Source organism: Novosphingobium sp. HNCC26DJ243 (assembly GCF_057180545.1).
Map to the genome: position 1 here is coordinate 210167 of NZ_JBXUGN010000004.1, position 17877 is coordinate 228043.

The following is a 17877-nucleotide window of genomic DNA, read 5'->3' on the forward strand; positions in this document are numbered from 1 at the left end:
TATCCTTGATGGACGCCCATGGCGGTCAGTAAGGGCGCTTCGACCCAAGCTGCTTCAAGAATGATCGGCCCGAAAGGCGTGCATTTACAGGGTCTGGCGGCAGTTGTTTCCCCAGGGAAACATTTTGGCGCAATTTGCCTCAGCGGCGCAAGGTGTGCCCGTGCTTTTCGTGGTGGCGCTTGACCCAGCCGATGAAGGCCTTCTGCCAGTTGGCTGGCAGGCGTTCCCGGTCGGCATTGACCCAGCGCTCGAACTCGGCGTGGAGAGTGTGGAGGTCCCAGCCCGGGCACGTCTCGCGCAAATGCTCGATCGTCTCGTCGGTCAGGTAGCCGCGGGTCGCGGCATCGCTGATTCCGGCGACGGAACGGCGGACCAGCGCCGAAACGTCGACCGTGTCCGGCAAATGTTTCCCCGGGGAAACTTTCTTCGGCGCAGGCCCCGGCGCGTCCGAGACTGCCCTGCCCTCACCTTGTGCCTGGCGCATCGCGTCCGGCAGACGCCGGTCGGCGCCGTCCTTGCCGTCGATCCGCCGCATCCTCAGCAGCGGCTCGCCTGCTTTTCCAGCTTCGACTGACAGGCCGTATCCTGGAAGCGCGTCCTTTTCGGCGAGCTTGAGGATTTCGAACTTGAACCGCCGATACTCACCTTCCGCGCCCGATTTCTCGAACAGTACCGGCATCGAGATGGCAAAGCCGTCCTCGCCTGCGCCGCCCGCATGCTTGCGTGCCACCTTGTAGAGCCAGCGCTCGCGCCCGCCGGTGATGTCGAAGTAGGCGCGGTCGATCGAAAGCACGCCGCCCTTCATCATCACGCCTTCCCAGAACCAGTTGGAAAGTTCGATGGTCATGCCGCGCGATCGCTCGGTCTTCTCATCGACCAGTTGCGTCCAGCCATCGAGCCAGGAGAAGGTCGCCTCGCGCCGGTTCTCGGCGCGGATGTTTGTCTTGATCGTGGTGGCGACGAGCCGGTCGAGCGATTGTCCGAGCAGTTCATAGGCGCGGCCCGTGGTCGGGCGGCCGATGGCGCGGAGCAGGTCGTAGGGCATCAGGTGGAGCGTGCGCGGCACATCGTTGGCCCCGCGACGCGCCATGTCGGCCAGCACGCTCGCGCAGTAGATGAGGATGTCGGCGTCCCAGATCGTGGCCATGCCATATTCCGGGCTGGCCGAGACGTGGACCCACAGCTTGCCGTCGGGGGAGGTGTAGTCGATCGGCTTGACCCGCTTCGACTTGGCTAGGCTGAAGAAGGGGCGCTCCATCATCTCCCGCTGATCGCGCAGGGGCATGTCGGCCACATAGGGCAGGAACAGGTCGAACTGGTCGTTGCCCGGATGCCTGCGGCCTGGATGCTTCTGAGATGTCTTCATGCGGGGCGGGGGAGGGGGCTGGAAAAGGTGTTTCCCCGGGGAAACATTTGCGATCGTACAGGCCTACTGGCCGAGCAAGCCGGAGCGGCAACTTCCCGCAAATCAGCGGCCAATAAAGTTTCCCCGGGGAAACTTTCGGACTTAAATAGCTGATATAGCGTGTAATTATCCATCAGCGCTGCAATCCGCGACCTTCTTCCTCAAGATCGATCAACGCATCGTGCACAATCTCGAGCAGACGCTTGGTGTCGACCCCGGAACCGGCATGGAGGCGCAGCGTCACCCCCTGACGGTTGACCGACTGGACCGTGATGGCCGGTCGGCCGAACGCGCCTTCGTAGCTGCGCGCTGTCTTCTGCACTTCGCCCGATGCCTTGGGCGAGGCGAGCAGGCGGGCGATCACTTCGTTGGCGCTGAGCGTGGGCAAACCCTTGGCCCGGCGCTCTTCCTGTTGGCGCGCGATGGCGCGGGCCTCGCGCAGGATGGCGGGCGCGGCGGCGCGATCGTCGAGCGCCTGGGCCAGCGGATAGGCGGGCTTGAGCTGAACGTCGGCAGGGCTGGCAAAGGCGGCAAGGACAGCGTCGGGGATGCTCGCGACCTTGAGCATCTTTGAAAGCCAGCCCTTGGACAGCTTCAGCCGCTCGGCCATGCGGCTCATGTGATTGCCATAGTGATCGTAAAGCGCCGTCGCATAGTTGCGCGCGCGTTCAAGGTCCGAGACGTCCTTGCGCGCGCGGTTTTCCAGATCGGCGAGGCGGAAAGCGGCTTCATCGTCGAGCGTCACGACCTGCGCGACGAATTGCATCTCGGGATAGGAATTGGCGCGCAGCCACGAGATCGACCAGTGGCGGCGCGTGCCGGCGATAACTTCGAATTCGTGATCGGGATCGCCTTCGATCCGGCGGACCACGGCCGGGACCTTCTGGCCGCCCTCCGCAACAATGGAATCGATCAGTTCGCCGCACGATTCCTCGGAAAGGTGCTGGTAGCTGCGGGCATTGCCCTTCCACACGCGGACGCGGGCGGGATCGAGCAGCAGCTGCGTGACCTGGCGAACCTCGCCGCTGGCGACGCGCGCGAGAGCGGATTCTCGCCCGAGCAGCGTCGTGCCACGCATCCGGTCGGGCCGCGGCGGGGCGGCGGAGGGAGGGGTGTCCTCGACCACGGCGACGGTGTCGGGTTCTGACTTCTTCTCAACGGCTTCGTCCGCCAGCAGGGCGGCGAGATAATCGGATTGCTTACGCGCCATGGCTCACCTCGAATCGGGAAGAGCGGAACATATTGGCAACATTGCCGTGTAGGAAAGCGCCATCACGCATGGATCACGTCCTCCTCGCGCGCGGGGGCGACGCGACCCCAGCCCGCGCGGACGAGCTGTTCGATCTGGCCCAGCGCCTCGTCGAGATTGGCCTTGCAGCGCTTGTGCGTGCGCGGGGTGCCGATGGGCCTCTCGAGTTCGTAGATCGTCATCATGCGCAGAGCGGCATGGCTGATCTCGGCGCTTTCGAGGATCGGCACGGGGAGCAGGGCAGGGCCGAAGGTCTGCTCCATGATCGTGCGGACCATTTCGTGGCTGGGATCGCCACCATCGAACTTGGAGCAGATCAGGCGGACGAAGCTGTAATCGACCGCGATGCCCGCCTCGATCAACTGGGCGATGACCTGGTCCATCATCGAGAGGAACTGCACCGTGGAGCAGAAGTCGGGCGTGGTGGCAGCCAGCGGCACGAGCAGCGCGTTGGCCGCCTGCATGACCGCGAGCGAGATCGTGCCCAGCGCCGGCGGCGGATCGAGGATGACGACGTCATAATCGCGCGCCATGTCCATCAGCCCGGCCTTGAGCTTGCGGAAGCGCGCGGCGAGCACCGACTGGCCATCGGCACCGGCGGCGGCGAGTTCGTATTCGACGTCGAACAGTTCGAGATTCGAGGGGATCAGGTCGACATTGGGCCAGGGCGTGCGCTTGACCGCATAGAGCAGGTCGGTCTGCGTCGGGTCGATCGAGAGATAGGGGTAGAGCGTTTCGTCGCGCGTGATGTTGAAGTGCGGGTTGAAGCCGAACAGCGTGGTGGTGGTGGCCTGGCTGTCGCAATCGACGACCAGAACGCGATAGCCCTGAACGCCGAAATAGTGGGCGAGGTGGGTGGTGACGGTGGACTTGCCCACGCCGCCCTTGAAGTTCTGCACCGCGATGATCGCGGGCACATCAACGGCTGCGCGGGCAGGGGAGGCGCCGAGCACCTCGCGCATGCGCAGCATATCCTCCATCGAATAGCCGAGACGGCGGCCGTTCTCACCCGCAGGGGGCGGGGGCAGGCGGCCATCGTCTTCGGCCATGCGGATGCGATTGGTCGAGCAGCCAAGCAATTGCGCGGCTTCCGCAATGCCGTAGCGGACGCTAAGCTCCTTGCGGCTTTCGGGCAGGAAGGCCTTGCGGCGCAGACGCTCGATCATGCGTTCGCCTGCCGCAGCAAGATCGCCGATCTGGCTCACGATTGAATTGGATTCGGCCATGCTGCGCCTTCTTGAAGGTATTCCCCGCAACTATTAGCGGATTACCTTCAGTCACGCAATCAGAGTGCTGAATGCACGCAATCGGCGGCGAGCCCTGCGATTGTCAGGTTTTGTCGCGCTCGGTGAAGACCTTGGTGCGCTGACTTGCCCAGTTCATCAATGCCTCGGTGCGCAGGCGCGCGCCTTCCGGATCAGCTTCGAGCGGCAGGACCGAATCAACGATGAGGTCGAAATGCTGGCGCAGGCCGTCTTTCGCCTCGGGGTAGGGGATGATGTAGAGCTGGTTGGCGACGATCCCGGCCTTGACGTGTTCGGCCAGCTCGACCGGGTCCATGCCGTGCTGGTGGATCGAATGGAGCGAGGCGATCGAATCCTCGTTCTCGACATAGCCGCTCTGCCCGAACTGGGCAGGCCGCAACCGGCTGGCTTCGGCAATGTTCGACCTGATATTGGCAGGGCACAGCACCGATACGCCGATCCGATGCTTTTCAAGTCCCTGGCGATAGGATTCCATCAGGTTGATCACGGCAGCCTTGGCGGCGGAATAGGGCGCGGCGAGCGCGCTGCCCATCAGGCCGCCCAATGAGGACGTGGTGACGATATGGCCGGGCTTGCCGCTGGCGATCATGCGCGGCACGAACGTGACCATGCCGTTGACCACGCCGCCAAGGTTGACGCCCATGATCCAGTCGAAGTCGTCGTAGGAGGTCAGCTCCACCGGGCCGAAGCTGTTGACCCCGGCGGTGTTGAACAGGAGCGTGGGCGGGCAGCCGAATGCCGCCTCGACTTCATCTGCCACGCGGGCATAGGCCGCGCGGTCCATGATATCGAGGACAAAGCCGCGTGCGTCGATGCCTTCTGCGCGCAGGGATTCGACGGCGGCATCGACCGCTTCGGCGCGAATGTCGGCAATGGCTATGCGCGCCCCGGCGCGGCCGAAGACCTGCGCCTGACCGAGCCCCGCGCCCGAGGCGCCGCCGGTGATGAAGGCGAGTTCATTGTCGAAAGCTTGCATGATCTGGCTCCTCAGCCCTGCTGGTCTTTGCGCTGGCCTTTGCGGCGAATTTGTTAGGGACACTTACAATCTCGCGCGGCGCCGAGCAAGTCGATTGACCTCTCGCCTTGCACTTTCAAGTGGCTATACCCGGCGCTGAAGGAGCAATATGATGCGTTCGATCATCGTGACCGGAGGGTTCGGCGTGCTGGGCCGCGCCGTGGCACAGGCATTCCGGGAAAATGGCGACCGCGTGGCGCGGATCGATTTTGCGGCAAGCGCGCCTGACGAAAACCCCGCCGGACTGGATCTTGGCGGAGTGGACCTGACAGACGCGGAGGCCGCAGCCGGCGCGGTCGATCGCGTCGTGGCCGCCTTTGGCGGGATCGACGTGCTGGTCAATGTCGCGGGCGGGTTCGTGTGGGAACCGTTCGGGCAAGGTGCGGCGCAGACCTGGGCGCGGATGCACGCGATGAATGCAGTCACCTGCGTGACGATGACGCAGGCCGCGCTGCCGGTGCTGCGCGAGACGGCGGGCGCGGCGATCGTCAACATCGGCGCGGGATCGGCGCTGGTGGCAGGCGCGGGGATGGGGGCCTATGCCGCGTCCAAGCAGGCGGTTCACAAGCTGACCGAGAGCCTTGCGGCCGAGCTAGCCGGAACCGACTGCACGGTGAACGCGGTGTTGCCCAGCATCATCGATACGCCCGTCAATCGCGCGGACATGCCCGATGCCGACTTTGCGCAATGGGTCAGGCCCGAAGCGCTGGCGCGGGTCATCCGGTTTCTTGCAGGGCCCGATGCGCGCAGCCTTTCGGGCGCGCTGATCCCGGTTTCGCGCGGAGGATGAGAAGCCGAGACTTTTCGCCGTTGCTCCCATATGGGTGATTTGCAGCCCCTGTGCGCAGTGCAGACAGCGGCTGCGATCGTCGCCCGCGCGCGACCAGACGAAGGATCACGAATGACCGACGCGGACCTTGCCGCCCATCTTGCCGACTATGCCGGACGCCTGCTCGTAACCGTGCGCGAGGCCGGGATGTTCGAGGCCAAGGCCCTGGGCAAGGCGGGCGATGCGACCGCCAACCAGTTCCTCGTCCATGCGCTGCGCGCGCAGCGGCCCGAGGACGGGCTGCTTTCGGAAGAGGAAAAGGACAACCTCGACCGCCTTAACTATTCGCGCACGTGGATCGTCGATCCGGTGGACGGCACACGCGAATATGGCGAGGCGCGCAGCGACTGGGCGGTGCATGTCGGGCTTGCGGTCGATGGCGTGGCAAGCATCGGCGCGGTGGCGCTCCCCGGAGCCGACGAGGGCCGCGGGCTGGTGCTGCGCACCGATGCCCCGCGCGAAGTGCCGCCTGCGCCTGAAACGCTGCGCATGGTCGTCAGCCGCACGCGCCCCGCGCACGAGGCGGTGGCCGTGGCGGCAAGGATCGGCGCGGAGCTGGTGCCGATGGGCAGCGCAGGTGCCAAGGCGATGGCGGTGATCCTGGGCGATGCCGACATCTACCTCCATTCGGGCGGCCAGTTCGAATGGGATTCGTGTGCGCCGGTGGCCGTGGCGCTGGCGCACGGGCTGCACTGTTCGCGCATCGATGGCAGTCCGCTGGTCTACAACCAGGCCGATACCTACATGCCCGACCTGCTGATCTGCCGGACCGAACATGCGCAGATGGTGCTCGACCACATCGCGGCAGTGCAGGCCGCTGGCTGACGGCGCGCGCTAGCGCTGGTTCACCCGCTGCAGGTCTGAACGGCGCAGGAACACGTTGGCAACGACGTCGGCAGGCATCGGCTGGCCGTAGCGATAGCCCTGCGCCTCGTCACAGCCGAGTGCAAGCAGGGCGGCTTCCTGCGCCAGTGTCTCCACCCCTTCGGCAATGACGGTGAGGCCCAGCGTGCGGGCCATGCCGATCACCGCCTGCACGATCGCGGCATCGCTGGCGCTGCGGTCGATCTGCCTGACGAAGCTGCGGTCGATCTTGAGCCGATCCAGTGGATACTTCTGGAGCAGGCTGAGCGAGGCAAACCCGGTGCCGAAATCGTCGAAAGCGACGCGCACGCCGAGCGCCTTGAGGCGGCGCAGCGTGGTGCTGACCTCGTCGTTGTGGCGCAGAACGGTGTTCTCGGTGATCTCGATCTCGAGCTGGTCTGCGGGCAGGGCGTGGCGTTCGAGCGCGTGCGCGACGACATCGAACAGGCGGCCCGAGCGCAGCTGGACCGGGAACAGGTTCACGCCGACGCAGATGGACCCAAGCCCTTCACGCTGCCAGCGGGCCGCCGCAGCGCAGGCCTGATCGATAATCCAGTCGCCGACGTCCTCGGCCACGGCACTGTCCTCGAGCACGCCGAGGAAGGTCTGCGGCGCAAGCACCCCATGTTCCGGGTGGTTCCAGCGCAGCAGCGCTTCCGCGCCCGAAAGCGTGTCGCGCGTCAGCGAGACCTGCGGCTGGTAGAGCAGGCTGAATTCGCCACGGCTGAGCGCGGTGCGCAGTTCGGTGCCGAGGCGGTGGCGCTGTTCGGACTGGTTCTGCATTGCCCGCACGAAGAAGCGGCGCACGCCCCCGCCGTCACTCTTGGCGCTGTAAAGCGCCAGATCGGCGCGGCTCAGCATCTGCTCGGAGGCAACCTCGTCCCTGGCGGACATGACGATACCGATGCTGGTCCCGATGAAGATCGTCTGACCCGCAACTTCGAAAGGCTGGCGCAGCGCATCGAATATCCGGTCGGCAAGGTCGTCGATCCTGAGCGGATCGGCGCAGTCGGCCATGAGCACGGCGAATTCGTCGCCGCCGAGCCGAGCGACGAAGCCGTCGTCGCCCACGGCCTGTTCGAGCCGGGCCGCAGCCAGTGCGAGCAACTGGTCGCCGACCGAATGGCCGAGGGTGTCGTTGACCAGCTTGAACCCGTCGAGATCGAGCAGCAGCAGCGCGGTTGCGCCATTCGACAGCGCGTCGTCGAGCCGTACGTTGAGCGCGTTGCGGTTTGGCAGCGACGTGAGCGTGTCGCAATGGGCGAGGTGTTCGAGGCGGCGGCGCGCGGCCTGGCGGTCGGAAATGTCGCGGACCAGCGCGCCGAACATCGGTTTGCCATCTTCGAACCACATCGAGAGCGAAAGGTCGACGGCGATCTCATGGCCCTGAGCGTGAAGCGCGATGATCTCGACCGCGCTTCCGGCAAGACGGGCCTTGCCTGACCGGACCGCGCGAGCGAGGCCGGCCTCGTGCGCGGCGCGTTGCTGGGGCGGGATGATGATGGTGAGCGGCTGGCCCAGCGCTTCGGCCTTGGTATGGCCGAACAGCTCTTCGGCCGCCGCGTTCCACGACAGGATCAGGTTATCCGGCCCGGCGCAGATGGCCGCCGTGGCCGAATGCTCCAGCATCAGGCCATACCGCTCCTGCACAGGCTTGTCGCGACCCATGGCGTCCTTCCTGGAAAGCCTGATTCTCATTTGCCTTCAAAACCTTGGAGCCTCTCTAACGGTGGGATCGTTAACACCGTCTTGCGGTGGGCCCGATGCGTTCACGCAGTCTGCGACGAGCAATCGGTTGCAGGCTCCATCGGCAGGGCGCGCGCGCGGTGCGACGGATTGACGGGATTTCGCAGGTTTAATCCGCTATGGTGCAGATATGGCGAATCTGGCGGATCTGGCGAGGACCGGCGCGCACTTGCGCGAGATCGCGGCGCGGCTGCGGGAGGCCTATGCCGTGCCCGAAGCGCCTGATCCCACGATCGAGGATCTTATGGTTGCGCTCGACAGCCCCGAGCTGCGGGCCATTCTGCTCGAGATGCAATCGCTGCGCGAGGACGAGCTTGCGCGGCTCGAGCGGTTGCTTTCTCGCCATGCAGCCAACGATCGCTAGGAATTACCGGCACATAGATATCCCTGACAAGCGTAATACCGGCGATTGCACTGTGCGGCGATCGCGGGCAGGTTGGCACCTACTGCCGGGCCGAGCCCCGGTTTCAGGGGGATCTGGTTTGCGCGGCGCTTTGCAGTTTTCGGCGATTCTACTGGTGACCACTTGCACGCCGGCCCTCGCCGGGGAGGCCGTGCTTTACGGGCCGGCACCCAGATGGGTGGAGCAGCGCGCGGCGGCGGCGATCGAAACGGGTGGCACCACGCCGCTGGCGCTGCTCGACGTGCAGCAGCGGATCGAGGGTGAGACGCTGACGGCCTATGTCGATCAGGCGATCAAGTTTTCGAGCCCCGAAGCGCTGACCCAGGGCGGCACCAGCACGGCGGCATGGATGCCCGACAAGGGCGACCTGACCGTCCACCGCGTCGAGATCCTGCGTGGCGGAAAGGTGATCGATGTGCTCAAGGGCGGGGCGCGCTATCAGGTGCTGCGGCGCGAGACCGGGCTCGAACGGCGCCAGCTTGACGGACAGCTGACCGCGACGCTGGCGATCCCGGGGCTGCAACTGGGCGACGTGGTGCGCATTGCCTATAGCCAGACCACGCGCGATCAGGCGCTGCAGGGCAAGGTCCAGATCGATACGCCGCTGCTGGCGCTGCCGGTCGAGGCGGGCTTTGCGCGGACGATGGTGTCCTGGCCCGAAGGTTCGTCCGTGAAGTGGCAGGCGGGCCCGGCGGTGACGGGTGCGACCGAGACCGTGAAACAGGGCTGGCACGTGGTGACTCTGGCCATGCCGCTGCCAAAGCGCGAGGACATGCCGACGGCTGCGCCATCGCGCTTCGTAAGGCCGCAGACGCTGGAAGCCACGAACTTCAGCGGGTGGGAGGAAGTTTCGCGCGTGTTCGCGCCGCTCTATGCCACGAGCGATGCGCTGCCCAAGGGCAGTTCGCTGGCGGGCGAGGTGGAGCGCATTGCAAGCGCGAGTGCCGACCCGCTGACGCGCGCCGCGCTGGCGACGCGGCTGGTGCAGGATCAGGTGAGCTACCTGATGAACGGCATGTCGGGCGGAAACTACGTGCCGCAGAAGCCGGGTGAGACCTGGGAGGCGCGCTTTGGCGATTGCAAGGCCAAGTCGTTGCTGCTGCTGACGCTGCTGCGCGCGCTGGGGATCGAGGCAGAGGTCGTGGCGGTGAACAGCCGGACGAGCGATGCCGTGCCGGAATCGCTGCCGATGCCCGCCGCGTTCGACCACGTGATCGTGCGCGCGATGATCGGGGGCATGCCCTACTGGCTCGACGGCACGGCCACCGGCACGCGGCTGTCCAACATCGCGGAGACGCCACCGTTCCGCTTCGGCCTGCCGATCCGCGAGGGCGGCGCGGCGCTGGTGCCGATCGCGCCGCGCGTGCCCGATATCGCAATGGTCGATGTCAGGATGGAGATCGACCAGCGCGCCGGGGTGGACATTCCGGCGCTGGTCCGTTCGACCTCGACGATTTCGGGAATGCTGGCGAGCAACATCGGCGCGGCGATGAAGCAGGCGAGCGCCGAGCAGAAGAAGCAGATGCTCGAGTCCTTTTCGGGATCGGTGTTCGAGCACCTGTCCTCGAACGGCGGGCTGGTGACCGAGGGCGACATGTCCTTCGATCCCGAAACCGGTCTGGCGAAGATTCAGGTCAGCGGCATCGTCACCACGCAGTTCACCAGTCGCGACGGGGCCAAGCGGATGGACATGGGCGCGCTTTCGAGCGCGAACATCGCCTTCGATCACGACCGCTCGCGCGCAGCGTGGAAGGCGGTGCCGCTGGATCTGGGCGCGGCACGGCGGCTGCGCGAGGAAATCACCGTGCTGCTGCCCGACAATGAGCCAGGGTTCAAGCTGGGCGGCAAGCCCGAGTACGAGGCGACTTTTGCCGGCACGACGATCACCCGCAAGGGAGTGCTGGAGGGTAGCCGCTTCACGGTAAGCGAAGTGCAGACCTCTCCGGGTGGCGAGCTTCCTGCCGCCGAGCTTCCCGCAGAGAAGGCCAAGGCCACGCGCTTGCGCAACACCGTGCCGTTCCTGACATCGCCGGTGGATGCCGCGCGGGCGTGGCAATATGGCACGCCGCAGATGAAGGCGCGGCTGGCACCGGTCGAGGCAGCCTATGCCAGGGCGATCGCGCGCGAACCGGCTGCCGAGCAGACCACCGCGATCCTGGCCCGCGCGGCGTTCCGCGCCGGAACCTACGATTTCGAAGGCGCGATTGCCGATTATGACCGGGCCATCGCACTATCGCCCGATGCCGAAACCTATTTCCGGCGCGGTGCGGCCAAGAAGGAGCTGGGCCGGCTCGACGCCGCGATTGCCGATTTCCGCGAGGCGCTGGCGCTGGCGCCGGGGGTCAACACCGCAGCGCCGCTGGCCGATGCGCTGGGCCTTGCCGGCAAGAGCGAGGAAGCACTGGGGTTGCTGACCGAATACGACGACATGGGCGACGAACATGTCGGCGTGGTCATGGTGCGGTCAGACGTGCTGGCGCATTCGGGCAAGCGCGAGCAGGGCCTCAAGGAAATCGAGGCGCTGATCGAGGAGAAGCCGGGCGACGTCTCGCTGCTCAACGCTTCATGCTGGTACCGCGCGCGGTTCCGCGTGGGGATGGAGGGGATGATCGAGATCTGCAACCAGGCGGTCGAACGCTCGTCGAATGCGGGCGCGGTGCTTGACAGCCGGGCGATGGCGTGGATCGCGGCGGGCAACATGGCCAACGCGCTGGCCGATGCCGAAGCGGCGATCAAGCTGCGACCGGGACAGGTGCCGACGCAATACCTGCGGGCGGTGGCCGCCGCCGCGCTCGGACGACCGGGCGCGGTTGCCGACATTGCCTATCTGCGCAAGATCGCACCGGGCATGGTGCAGGAATATGCGCGCTACGGGATCAAGCCGTGACGGACTAGACCGCCACATGAGAAGGCCGGTTGACGCGTTCTGTCCCATATGGGAGCAGAGCGCATGGCGATCACTTCGGCCGACCAGCGCGAGCTGTACCTGCCCCTGATCGAGGGGATTCACGAAACGCCGCCGTTCGGCCAGTTCCTGCGCAACCTTGTGGCGCGGACCGGCGCGCGGCGGGCGTTCCTTGCGGTGCAACTGGCCAACGCCGCACCCGACCAGCAATCGGCGGTGATCCACGTCTCAGCCCCGCGCGCGGCGCAGGAGCCGCCGCTCGACTACCGGCGGCTGGCGGAGTTGCGGCTCCATCCGCTGGGCGCGTTGCGGCCCGAACGGGTCTATGCGCTCGACGAAATGCTCGACTACGACGACCCGGCGCAGCTTGCGCGGCAACGCGAGGCGCTGGCGCAGATGGGCATTCGCCACGCACGGTGGCTGCGGGTGAACGCGGGCGGCGCGGCCGATGCGCTGCTGGTGCTGGTGCGCCTGCGCGAGGATTTCTCGGCCAGTGCGGTGGCGACGATGGCGACCATCGCGCCGCAGATGGCATCGGCGCTGCGCACGCTGGTGGCACTGGCAGGACAGCGGATGCAGACGGCGCTGGCGCAATCGGCGCTCGAACGGCTGGGCGTGGGCCAGATCGCGATGGATGCCGGGGCCCGCGTGATGGCTGCCGATCCCCAGGCCGAGGCGTTGCTGGGCTTCCTGCCCGACGCCGGCGAGCGCGCCGGCCGGCGGCTGCAGGTCCTGCCCGATGTGGCGCGCGCGCTGGAGCGGGCTTGCGCCGAGCTTGCGCGAGGGGAGGGCGAGACTGTGCGCGTGGTGCGGATCGATGCGCGGCGCGGCTTGGACCTGCTGCTGCGCCGCGCCGACCTGACCCTGCCCGAGCCGGTGGCGCGGCCGCAGGTGATCGGCGTGGTACGGATTGCGCAGCGCGAGGACGCGGCAAACGGCGCGGCGGCGCTGCAGGCGCTCCACGGCTTGTCAGCGCGCGAGGCGGCACTGGCGCAGGCGATGTCGTGCGGGGTGCCGCTGGTCGAGGCGGGTCAGGCGCTGGGGCTGACGGTCGAGACGGCGCGCAACTATTCCAAGCGCATCTACGGCAAGACCGGCGCTGCGGGGCAGGCCGATCTCGTGCGGATGGTGCTCACCGGGCTGGCGCCGCTCGCCTAACCGAACGGGACGAAGGCGGCCCATGCGGCAAGGGGGCCGATGCCGACGATGATGACCGCATAGATCATCAGCTTGCGCAGCATCGCAGGCCGCTCTTCCTCGGGGGTATTGGCCACGATCAGCGCGCCGTTGGTCGAGAAGGGCGAGGTATCGACGATCGTGTTGGCGATCGCGATGGCCGAGACGACCGCGATGGGCGAGAGTGTCGAACCTGCCAGCACCGGGATCGCCAGCGGGATGATCACGCCGAGCAGCGCGGTGGACGAGGCGAAGGCCGAGACCGCGCCCGCCAGATAGCACAGCAGCAGCACCGCCAGCGCCGCCGAGCCGACCGTGGCGATCATGGCGCTGACCGCGTCGATCGTGCCGAGCTTGTCGAGCAGCGAGACGTAGATGACGATGCCCGAGATCAGCAGGATCGTGGACCAGTCCACCTGCTTGAGCGCGCCGTCCTGCGTCCGCGGGGCGACCATGGCCAGCACGAGGATGACCATCAGCGCCATGAAGCCGATATCGACCTTGAACAGCAGCGCGCCGATGGCGAGCGCGGCGAGGCCGGCAAGCGTCCACGCCTGATCGCGGTTGAGCGCGGGCGGCTCGGGCACGTCGTGCGGCTGTGCCAGTGCGGCGGCGGTGCGACGGGCGTAGAACGCCCAGATAAGCACGGCGATGGCCGAATTGAACGCGGCGCTGGCCAGGAAGAGGAAATCGGGATCGGGGGCGATGCCGCTGCCTTCGAGCACCTTGTTGGTGATGCCGCCATAGATCGAGATCGGCGAAAAGCCGCCCGCCTGCGCACCATGCACGACGAGCAGGCCCATCATCAGCGCCGAAAGGCCGTGGGCACGGGCAAGGCGCAGCGCGATCGGTGCGACGATCGCGACTGCCGCCGGGCCGACCGCCCCGAGCGCCGTCAGCACGCCCGCCACGAGGAACACCAGCACCGGCAACAGCGCGGTGTGTCGTCCGAGCGCATGGGCGGCGCGGCCGACCAGCCAGTCGATCGCGCCGTTACGGCTGGCGATGCCGAACAGGTAGGTGATGCCGAGCAGGGTCAGGAACAGGTCGGCGGGAAAGCCTCCGAGCACGTCCTTGACCGCAAGGCCTCCGCCGAACACGCCGAGCGCGAGCGCTGCGGCAAGGCCGATCAGCCCCATGTTGACCGGCAGCCAGACCGCGGCGGCAAAGATCGCGATCAGGATCACGATCGACGCGATGATCATCGGTACAGTTCCCCTCTCCCGGCCGTCCCTTGCCGATCGCTTTTGCTTCTAGATCAGTTTTGCCCGGAGAACAGCGCGGAGTGTTCGGCGCGCAGGACGGTCTTCTGGACCTTGCCCATGGTGTTGCGCGGCAGTTCCGGGGTGAAGATCACCGCGCGGGGGCACTTGAAGCGGGCGAGGCGGTCCTTGAGCGAGGCAAGGATTGCAGTCTGATCGAGCGCCGGGTCGGTCGCCTTGACCACGGCGACGACGGCTTCGCCAAGATCGGGGTGGGCCACGCCGATGACCGCGGATTCGGCAATGCCGGGGATCTCGTCGAGTGCCGCCTCGACTTCGGCGGGATAGATGTTGAAGCCGCCGGCGATGATGAGGTCCTTGGCACGACCGACGATGTGGACATAGCCAGCAGCGTCGATCAGCCCCATGTCGCCGGTGATGAAGAAGCCGTCGGCGCGGAATTCCTGCGCGGTCTTTTCGGGCATCTGCCAGTAACCGGCAAAGACATTGGGCCCGCGCACCTCGATGCCGCCGATCTCGCCATGGGCCAGCACGGTGCCGGTCTCGGGATCGGCGATACGCAAGTCCACGCCGGGCAGCGGGAAGCCGACGCTGCCGGGCTTGCGCAAGCCATCGTAGGGGTTGGAGGTGTTCATGTTGGTCTCGGTCATGCCGTAGCGCTCGAGGATCGCCTGACCGGTGAGCGCGCTGAAATCCTTGTGCGTTTCAGCCGAAAGCGGGGCCGAGCCCGAGACGAACAGGCGCATCGGCGCGGCCAGTTCGCGGGTGAATCCGGGGTGGGCGAGCAGGCGCGTGTAGAACGTGGGCACGCCCATCAGCACGCTGGCCTGCGGCATCAGGCGGACAAGCTCATCGGCATCGAACCTTGGCAGGAAGATCATGGCAGAGCCCGCCGCGATGGTCACGTTGGTGGCGACGAACAGCCCGTGGGTGTGGAAGATCGGCAGAGCATGGAGCAGCCGGTCCGCTGCGGTGAAGCGCCAGTGTTCGCGCAAGGTCAGCGCGTTGGACGCAAGGTTGGCGTGCGTGAGCATCGCGCCCTTGGAGCGGCCGGTGGTGCCCGAAGTGTAGAGGATGGCGGCAAGGCCGTCGGGGCTGAGCGGTTCGGGCGCAAAACTCTCGCTCTGGCTGTCGGCCGCCGCAACCAGCGTGCCGCCGGTGCCTTCGGCATCGAGCGTGAGCAGGGCAGGGACGCCGATCTCTGCGCACAGGGAGCCAAGCGCCGCTTCGTCCTCGGGACGGCAGAGCAGCAGGGCGGGCTGCGCATCGCCGAGGAAATAGCGCAGCTCGCCGGTGGTGTAGCCGGTGTTGAGCGGGAGGTAGACGGCGCCTGCCTGCAGCGCGGCAAGCCAGGTCAGGAGCGCGGTCTGCGACTTTTCGACCTGGATGGCGATGCGGTCGCCGGGGCGCACGCCTTGCGCGCGAAAGGCGTGGGCGATCTGCGCGGCGCGGCGGCGCGCGGCGTCATAGCTGAGCACGCTGCCATCGGGTGCGATCAGGAACGGGGCCTGCGGATGGGCCGTACACTGGCCAAGGAACAGCGAGAACATGTCGGCGGACTGATCGGACAAGCGGCACCTTCGGGATTTGCTGGCGGATTTGCAGGAGAAATCCGCGTAGCGCCTCGCAACGCCGACCGCAAATGCGGCTTTTGTCAGGCCGTGGCTCCGAAAGAATGACGCCCCCGCCGGGGGGCCGGTCAGGGGCGTCAGGATAGCCGGTCAGGTGAGAGGTGGCCGCCGGCCGGGAGCTGTGGCGATCAGCGCTGCTGCTTGAGGTAGGCGATAATCTCGGCGCGCTTGGCCGCGTCCTTGAGGCCGGGGAAGCTCATGCGGTTGCCGGGAACCAGCGCGCGGGGGTTCTCGATCCACTTGTCGAGCGTCGCCTCGTCGAGCGTGAGGCCCGAATTCTTCAGTGCATCGGAGAAGGCATAGGAGCCCTGACCCATCTTGTGGCCGTAGACGCCAAAGAGATTGGGGCCGAGCTTTGCGGGCGCGCCTTTTTCCGCAGCGTGGCAGACCGAGCAGCGCGACCAGCTTGCAGGCGGCGGCGCGGCGGCAGCGGCGACCTTCTGGGGCGTGGGGGAAGGCGCGGGTGCGGGCGCGCTTGCCTTGGGCGTGGGCGTTGCGCCGGGTGTCGGGCTTGGGCTCGGGCTTGCGCTCGGCGTGGCCGACGGCGTTGCGCTGGGGGCAGGGGCCGCTTCCGACGCGGCAGGCTCCATGCTGGCGCTTGCGTCCGGCATTGCGGTCTCGCTGGCGCTCGCCGAGGGTTCGGGCACTGTGTCGCCTCCGCCAGAGCAAGCGGCGAGCATCGCGGTGGCGAGGCCGAGAACAAGGCTGCTGCGCAGGATCGGGTGGTTCACGTCGGTCTCTCCCTTCGGCTTTTCGCAGGTGTTGTCACCAGCTTGGCATTCCACGGCACAACTCGGGAATTGGACTTTCGGTCCCCGACCAAGGGCCAATGTCGCGCAAGCGCCGGATCGGGGAGACTGGCGCGGGCTGGAAGGGGCGCGGCGATGACGGGCGAACACGAGCTGCGGCGCGAGATCGTGGCCGAGATGCACTTGCGGCGCTGGCCGGTGATCGGCGCGCCCTGCCGGATCGTGCAATTCGTGCGCGTGGTGGCCGATGAGGACCGCGCTTCGGAACTGGCGCTGTTGCACGGCACGCTCGGCGCGCTCAACGGTGGGGACACGGGGAGCAGGGCGCAGCCCCGCCATTGCGAAGGGACGCTGGGCCCGGGGATCGGCGTCACCTGGGAGCGGCACAGCGAGGCCTCGACGCTGACGCTGTTCGTCAGCGATGATGCCACCTCGGATGCACTGGCGACGGCGATGAACTGGGCCGGCGCGATGCCGGGCAAGGTGATCCGCGCGACGCGGCTGGTGGTGCTGGCCGATGAGGCGGAGGCGGAAGCTGCACTGCCCGCGTTCGGCTTCGTCGCGGGCGATCTCGTCACCTGCCGCCTATGCCCCGAAGGCGAGGGCAGCGCGGCGCGGATCTGGTCGGACTTCACCCTGCGCGGCGATGGCTTCGGGCTGATCGTGGTGGCGGCAGGCGCGATGGCAGCGCCCACGCTCTCGCGCACGTTGCAGCGGCTGCAGGAGCTGGGCAACTACCGCAATCTCGCGCTGCTCGGCCTGCCGATGGCGCGCGCGGGTTGGCTGGCGCTCGACGGGATCGAGCGGCGGCTCGACGCGATCAACGCCGCGCTGACCCGGCCCGAGGCGACCGACGACGCCCTGCTGGCGCAAGTGTTCGAATTGTGGAGCGCGCTGATCGCGCAAGTCTCGGCCTCGACCTGGCGGATGGACGCGACGCAGGCCTATGCCGCGATCGTCGAGGAGCGGCTGTCCGATTTGCGCATCGGCCCCTGCACCGGCCACCTCTCGCTCGCCGATTTCACGCAGCGCCGCTTCCTTCCGGCGGTGCGCACCTGCGCCGCCCACGCGCGCCGCGCCGATGCGCTGGTGCAGCGCACCGGACAGGTCGTCGCGCTGCTGCGGACGCGGATCGAGACGCGGATCGAGAACCAGAACGCGCGCGTGCTCGCCTCGATGGAAAGCAGCGCCTCGCGCCAGCTACGGCTGCAGCAACTGGTCGAGGGGCTGTCGGTGGTCGCGGTCAGCTACTACGCGCTGGGGATCGTGGGCAAAGTGCTGGAAGGCGCGGGCGAAGTGGTGCCGGGACTGCACGTCCACCTGTGGACGGGCCTAGCCGCGCCGGTTGTCGTGCTTGGCGTGTGGAGCGCGATCCGGCGGCAGAAGCGGCGAATTCTGGGGCATTGAGGGGGTGGGG

At 67.2% G+C, this 17877-nt stretch carries 14 protein-coding genes; 6 read left to right on the forward strand and 8 right to left on the reverse strand.

Going from position 1 to position 17877, the window contains the following annotated elements:
* Positions 1 to 139: 139 nt before the first annotated feature.
* The 4 genes from AC2A04_RS13510 to AC2A04_RS13525 form a co-directional block, all read right to left on the reverse strand.
* Positions 140 to 1366, reverse strand: coding sequence for a replication initiator protein A (locus tag AC2A04_RS13510; protein ID WP_484212872.1), 1227 nt, complete (start codon positions 1364 to 1366; stop codon positions 140 to 142).
* Positions 1367 to 1538: 172 nt separating this feature from the next.
* Positions 1539 to 2615: a ParB/RepB/Spo0J family partition protein gene (locus AC2A04_RS13515; protein ID WP_484212873.1), complete on the reverse strand. Its 1077-nt coding sequence runs from the start codon at positions 2613 to 2615 to the stop codon at positions 1539 to 1541.
* Positions 2616 to 2677: 62 nt separating this feature from the next.
* On the reverse strand, positions 2678 to 3880 hold the full coding sequence (locus tag AC2A04_RS13520) for an AAA family ATPase (protein ID WP_484212874.1): 1203 nt from the start codon (positions 3878 to 3880) through the stop codon (positions 2678 to 2680).
* Positions 3881 to 3983: 103 nt separating this feature from the next.
* Positions 3984 to 4895, reverse strand: coding sequence for an SDR family NAD(P)-dependent oxidoreductase (locus AC2A04_RS13525; RefSeq protein ID WP_484212875.1), 912 nt, complete (start codon positions 4893 to 4895; stop codon positions 3984 to 3986).
* Positions 4896 to 5043: 148 nt separating this feature from the next.
* Between AC2A04_RS13525 and AC2A04_RS13530 the strand changes: the two genes are divergently transcribed.
* Together AC2A04_RS13530 and AC2A04_RS13535 are read left to right on the forward strand one after the other, a co-directional pair.
* A complete protein-coding gene (locus AC2A04_RS13530; protein ID WP_484212876.1) occupies positions 5044 to 5724 on the forward strand; it encodes an SDR family NAD(P)-dependent oxidoreductase in 681 nt (226 codons plus the stop codon).
* A gap of 111 nt (positions 5725 to 5835) precedes the next feature.
* Positions 5836 to 6588: a 3'(2'),5'-bisphosphate nucleotidase CysQ gene (locus tag AC2A04_RS13535; RefSeq protein WP_484212877.1), complete on the forward strand. Its 753-nt coding sequence runs from the start codon at positions 5836 to 5838 to the stop codon at positions 6586 to 6588.
* 9 nt (positions 6589 to 6597) lie between these two features.
* On the opposite strand, the gene AC2A04_RS13540 is transcribed toward AC2A04_RS13535, so the two are convergent.
* Positions 6598 to 8295 carry a putative bifunctional diguanylate cyclase/phosphodiesterase gene (locus AC2A04_RS13540; RefSeq protein WP_484212878.1) on the reverse strand — a complete coding sequence of 566 codons (1698 nt, stop codon included), beginning with the start codon at positions 8293 to 8295 and terminating at the stop codon, positions 6598 to 6600.
* 208 nt (positions 8296 to 8503) lie between these two features.
* Here AC2A04_RS13540 and AC2A04_RS13545 point away from each other — a divergent pair, with 208 nt between their 5' ends.
* From AC2A04_RS13545 to AC2A04_RS13555, 3 genes are all read left to right on the forward strand, one after another.
* Positions 8504 to 8737, forward strand: coding sequence for a hypothetical protein (locus AC2A04_RS13545; RefSeq protein WP_484212879.1), 234 nt, complete (start codon positions 8504 to 8506; stop codon positions 8735 to 8737).
* 154 nt (positions 8738 to 8891) lie between these two features.
* Positions 8892 to 11663, forward strand: a complete 2772-nt coding sequence (locus AC2A04_RS13550; protein WP_484212880.1) for a DUF3857 domain-containing protein — start codon at positions 8892 to 8894, stop codon at positions 11661 to 11663.
* A 63-nt stretch (positions 11664 to 11726) separates the two neighbouring features.
* Positions 11727 to 12839, forward strand: coding sequence for a helix-turn-helix transcriptional regulator (locus tag AC2A04_RS13555; RefSeq protein WP_484212881.1), 1113 nt, complete (start codon positions 11727 to 11729; stop codon positions 12837 to 12839).
* Here the strand turns inward: AC2A04_RS13555 and AC2A04_RS13560 are convergent.
* The 3 genes from AC2A04_RS13560 to AC2A04_RS13570 all read right to left on the reverse strand — a co-directional run bounded on the left by AC2A04_RS13560 (position 12836) and on the right by AC2A04_RS13570 (position 16442).
* A complete protein-coding gene (locus AC2A04_RS13560; RefSeq protein ID WP_484212882.1) occupies positions 12836 to 14062 on the reverse strand; it encodes an SLC13 family permease in 1227 nt (408 codons plus the stop codon). The genes AC2A04_RS13555 and AC2A04_RS13560 overlap by 4 nt on opposite strands.
* A 53-nt stretch (positions 14063 to 14115) precedes the next feature.
* On the reverse strand, positions 14116 to 15651 hold the full coding sequence (locus tag AC2A04_RS13565) for a malonate--CoA ligase (RefSeq protein WP_484212883.1): 1536 nt from the start codon (positions 15649 to 15651) through the stop codon (positions 14116 to 14118).
* Positions 15652 to 15839: 188 nt separating this feature from the next.
* Positions 15840 to 16442: a c-type cytochrome gene (locus AC2A04_RS13570; protein WP_484212884.1), complete on the reverse strand. Its 603-nt coding sequence runs from the start codon at positions 16440 to 16442 to the stop codon at positions 15840 to 15842.
* A gap of 153 nt (positions 16443 to 16595) precedes the next feature.
* Between AC2A04_RS13570 and AC2A04_RS13575 the strand changes: the two genes are divergently transcribed.
* The gene (locus AC2A04_RS13575) at positions 16596 to 17867 is read left to right on the forward strand and encodes a DUF3422 domain-containing protein (RefSeq protein ID WP_484212885.1); all 1272 of its coding nucleotides are present in this window, start codon (positions 16596 to 16598) and stop codon (positions 17865 to 17867) included.
* Positions 17868 to 17877: the final 10 nt, after the last annotated feature.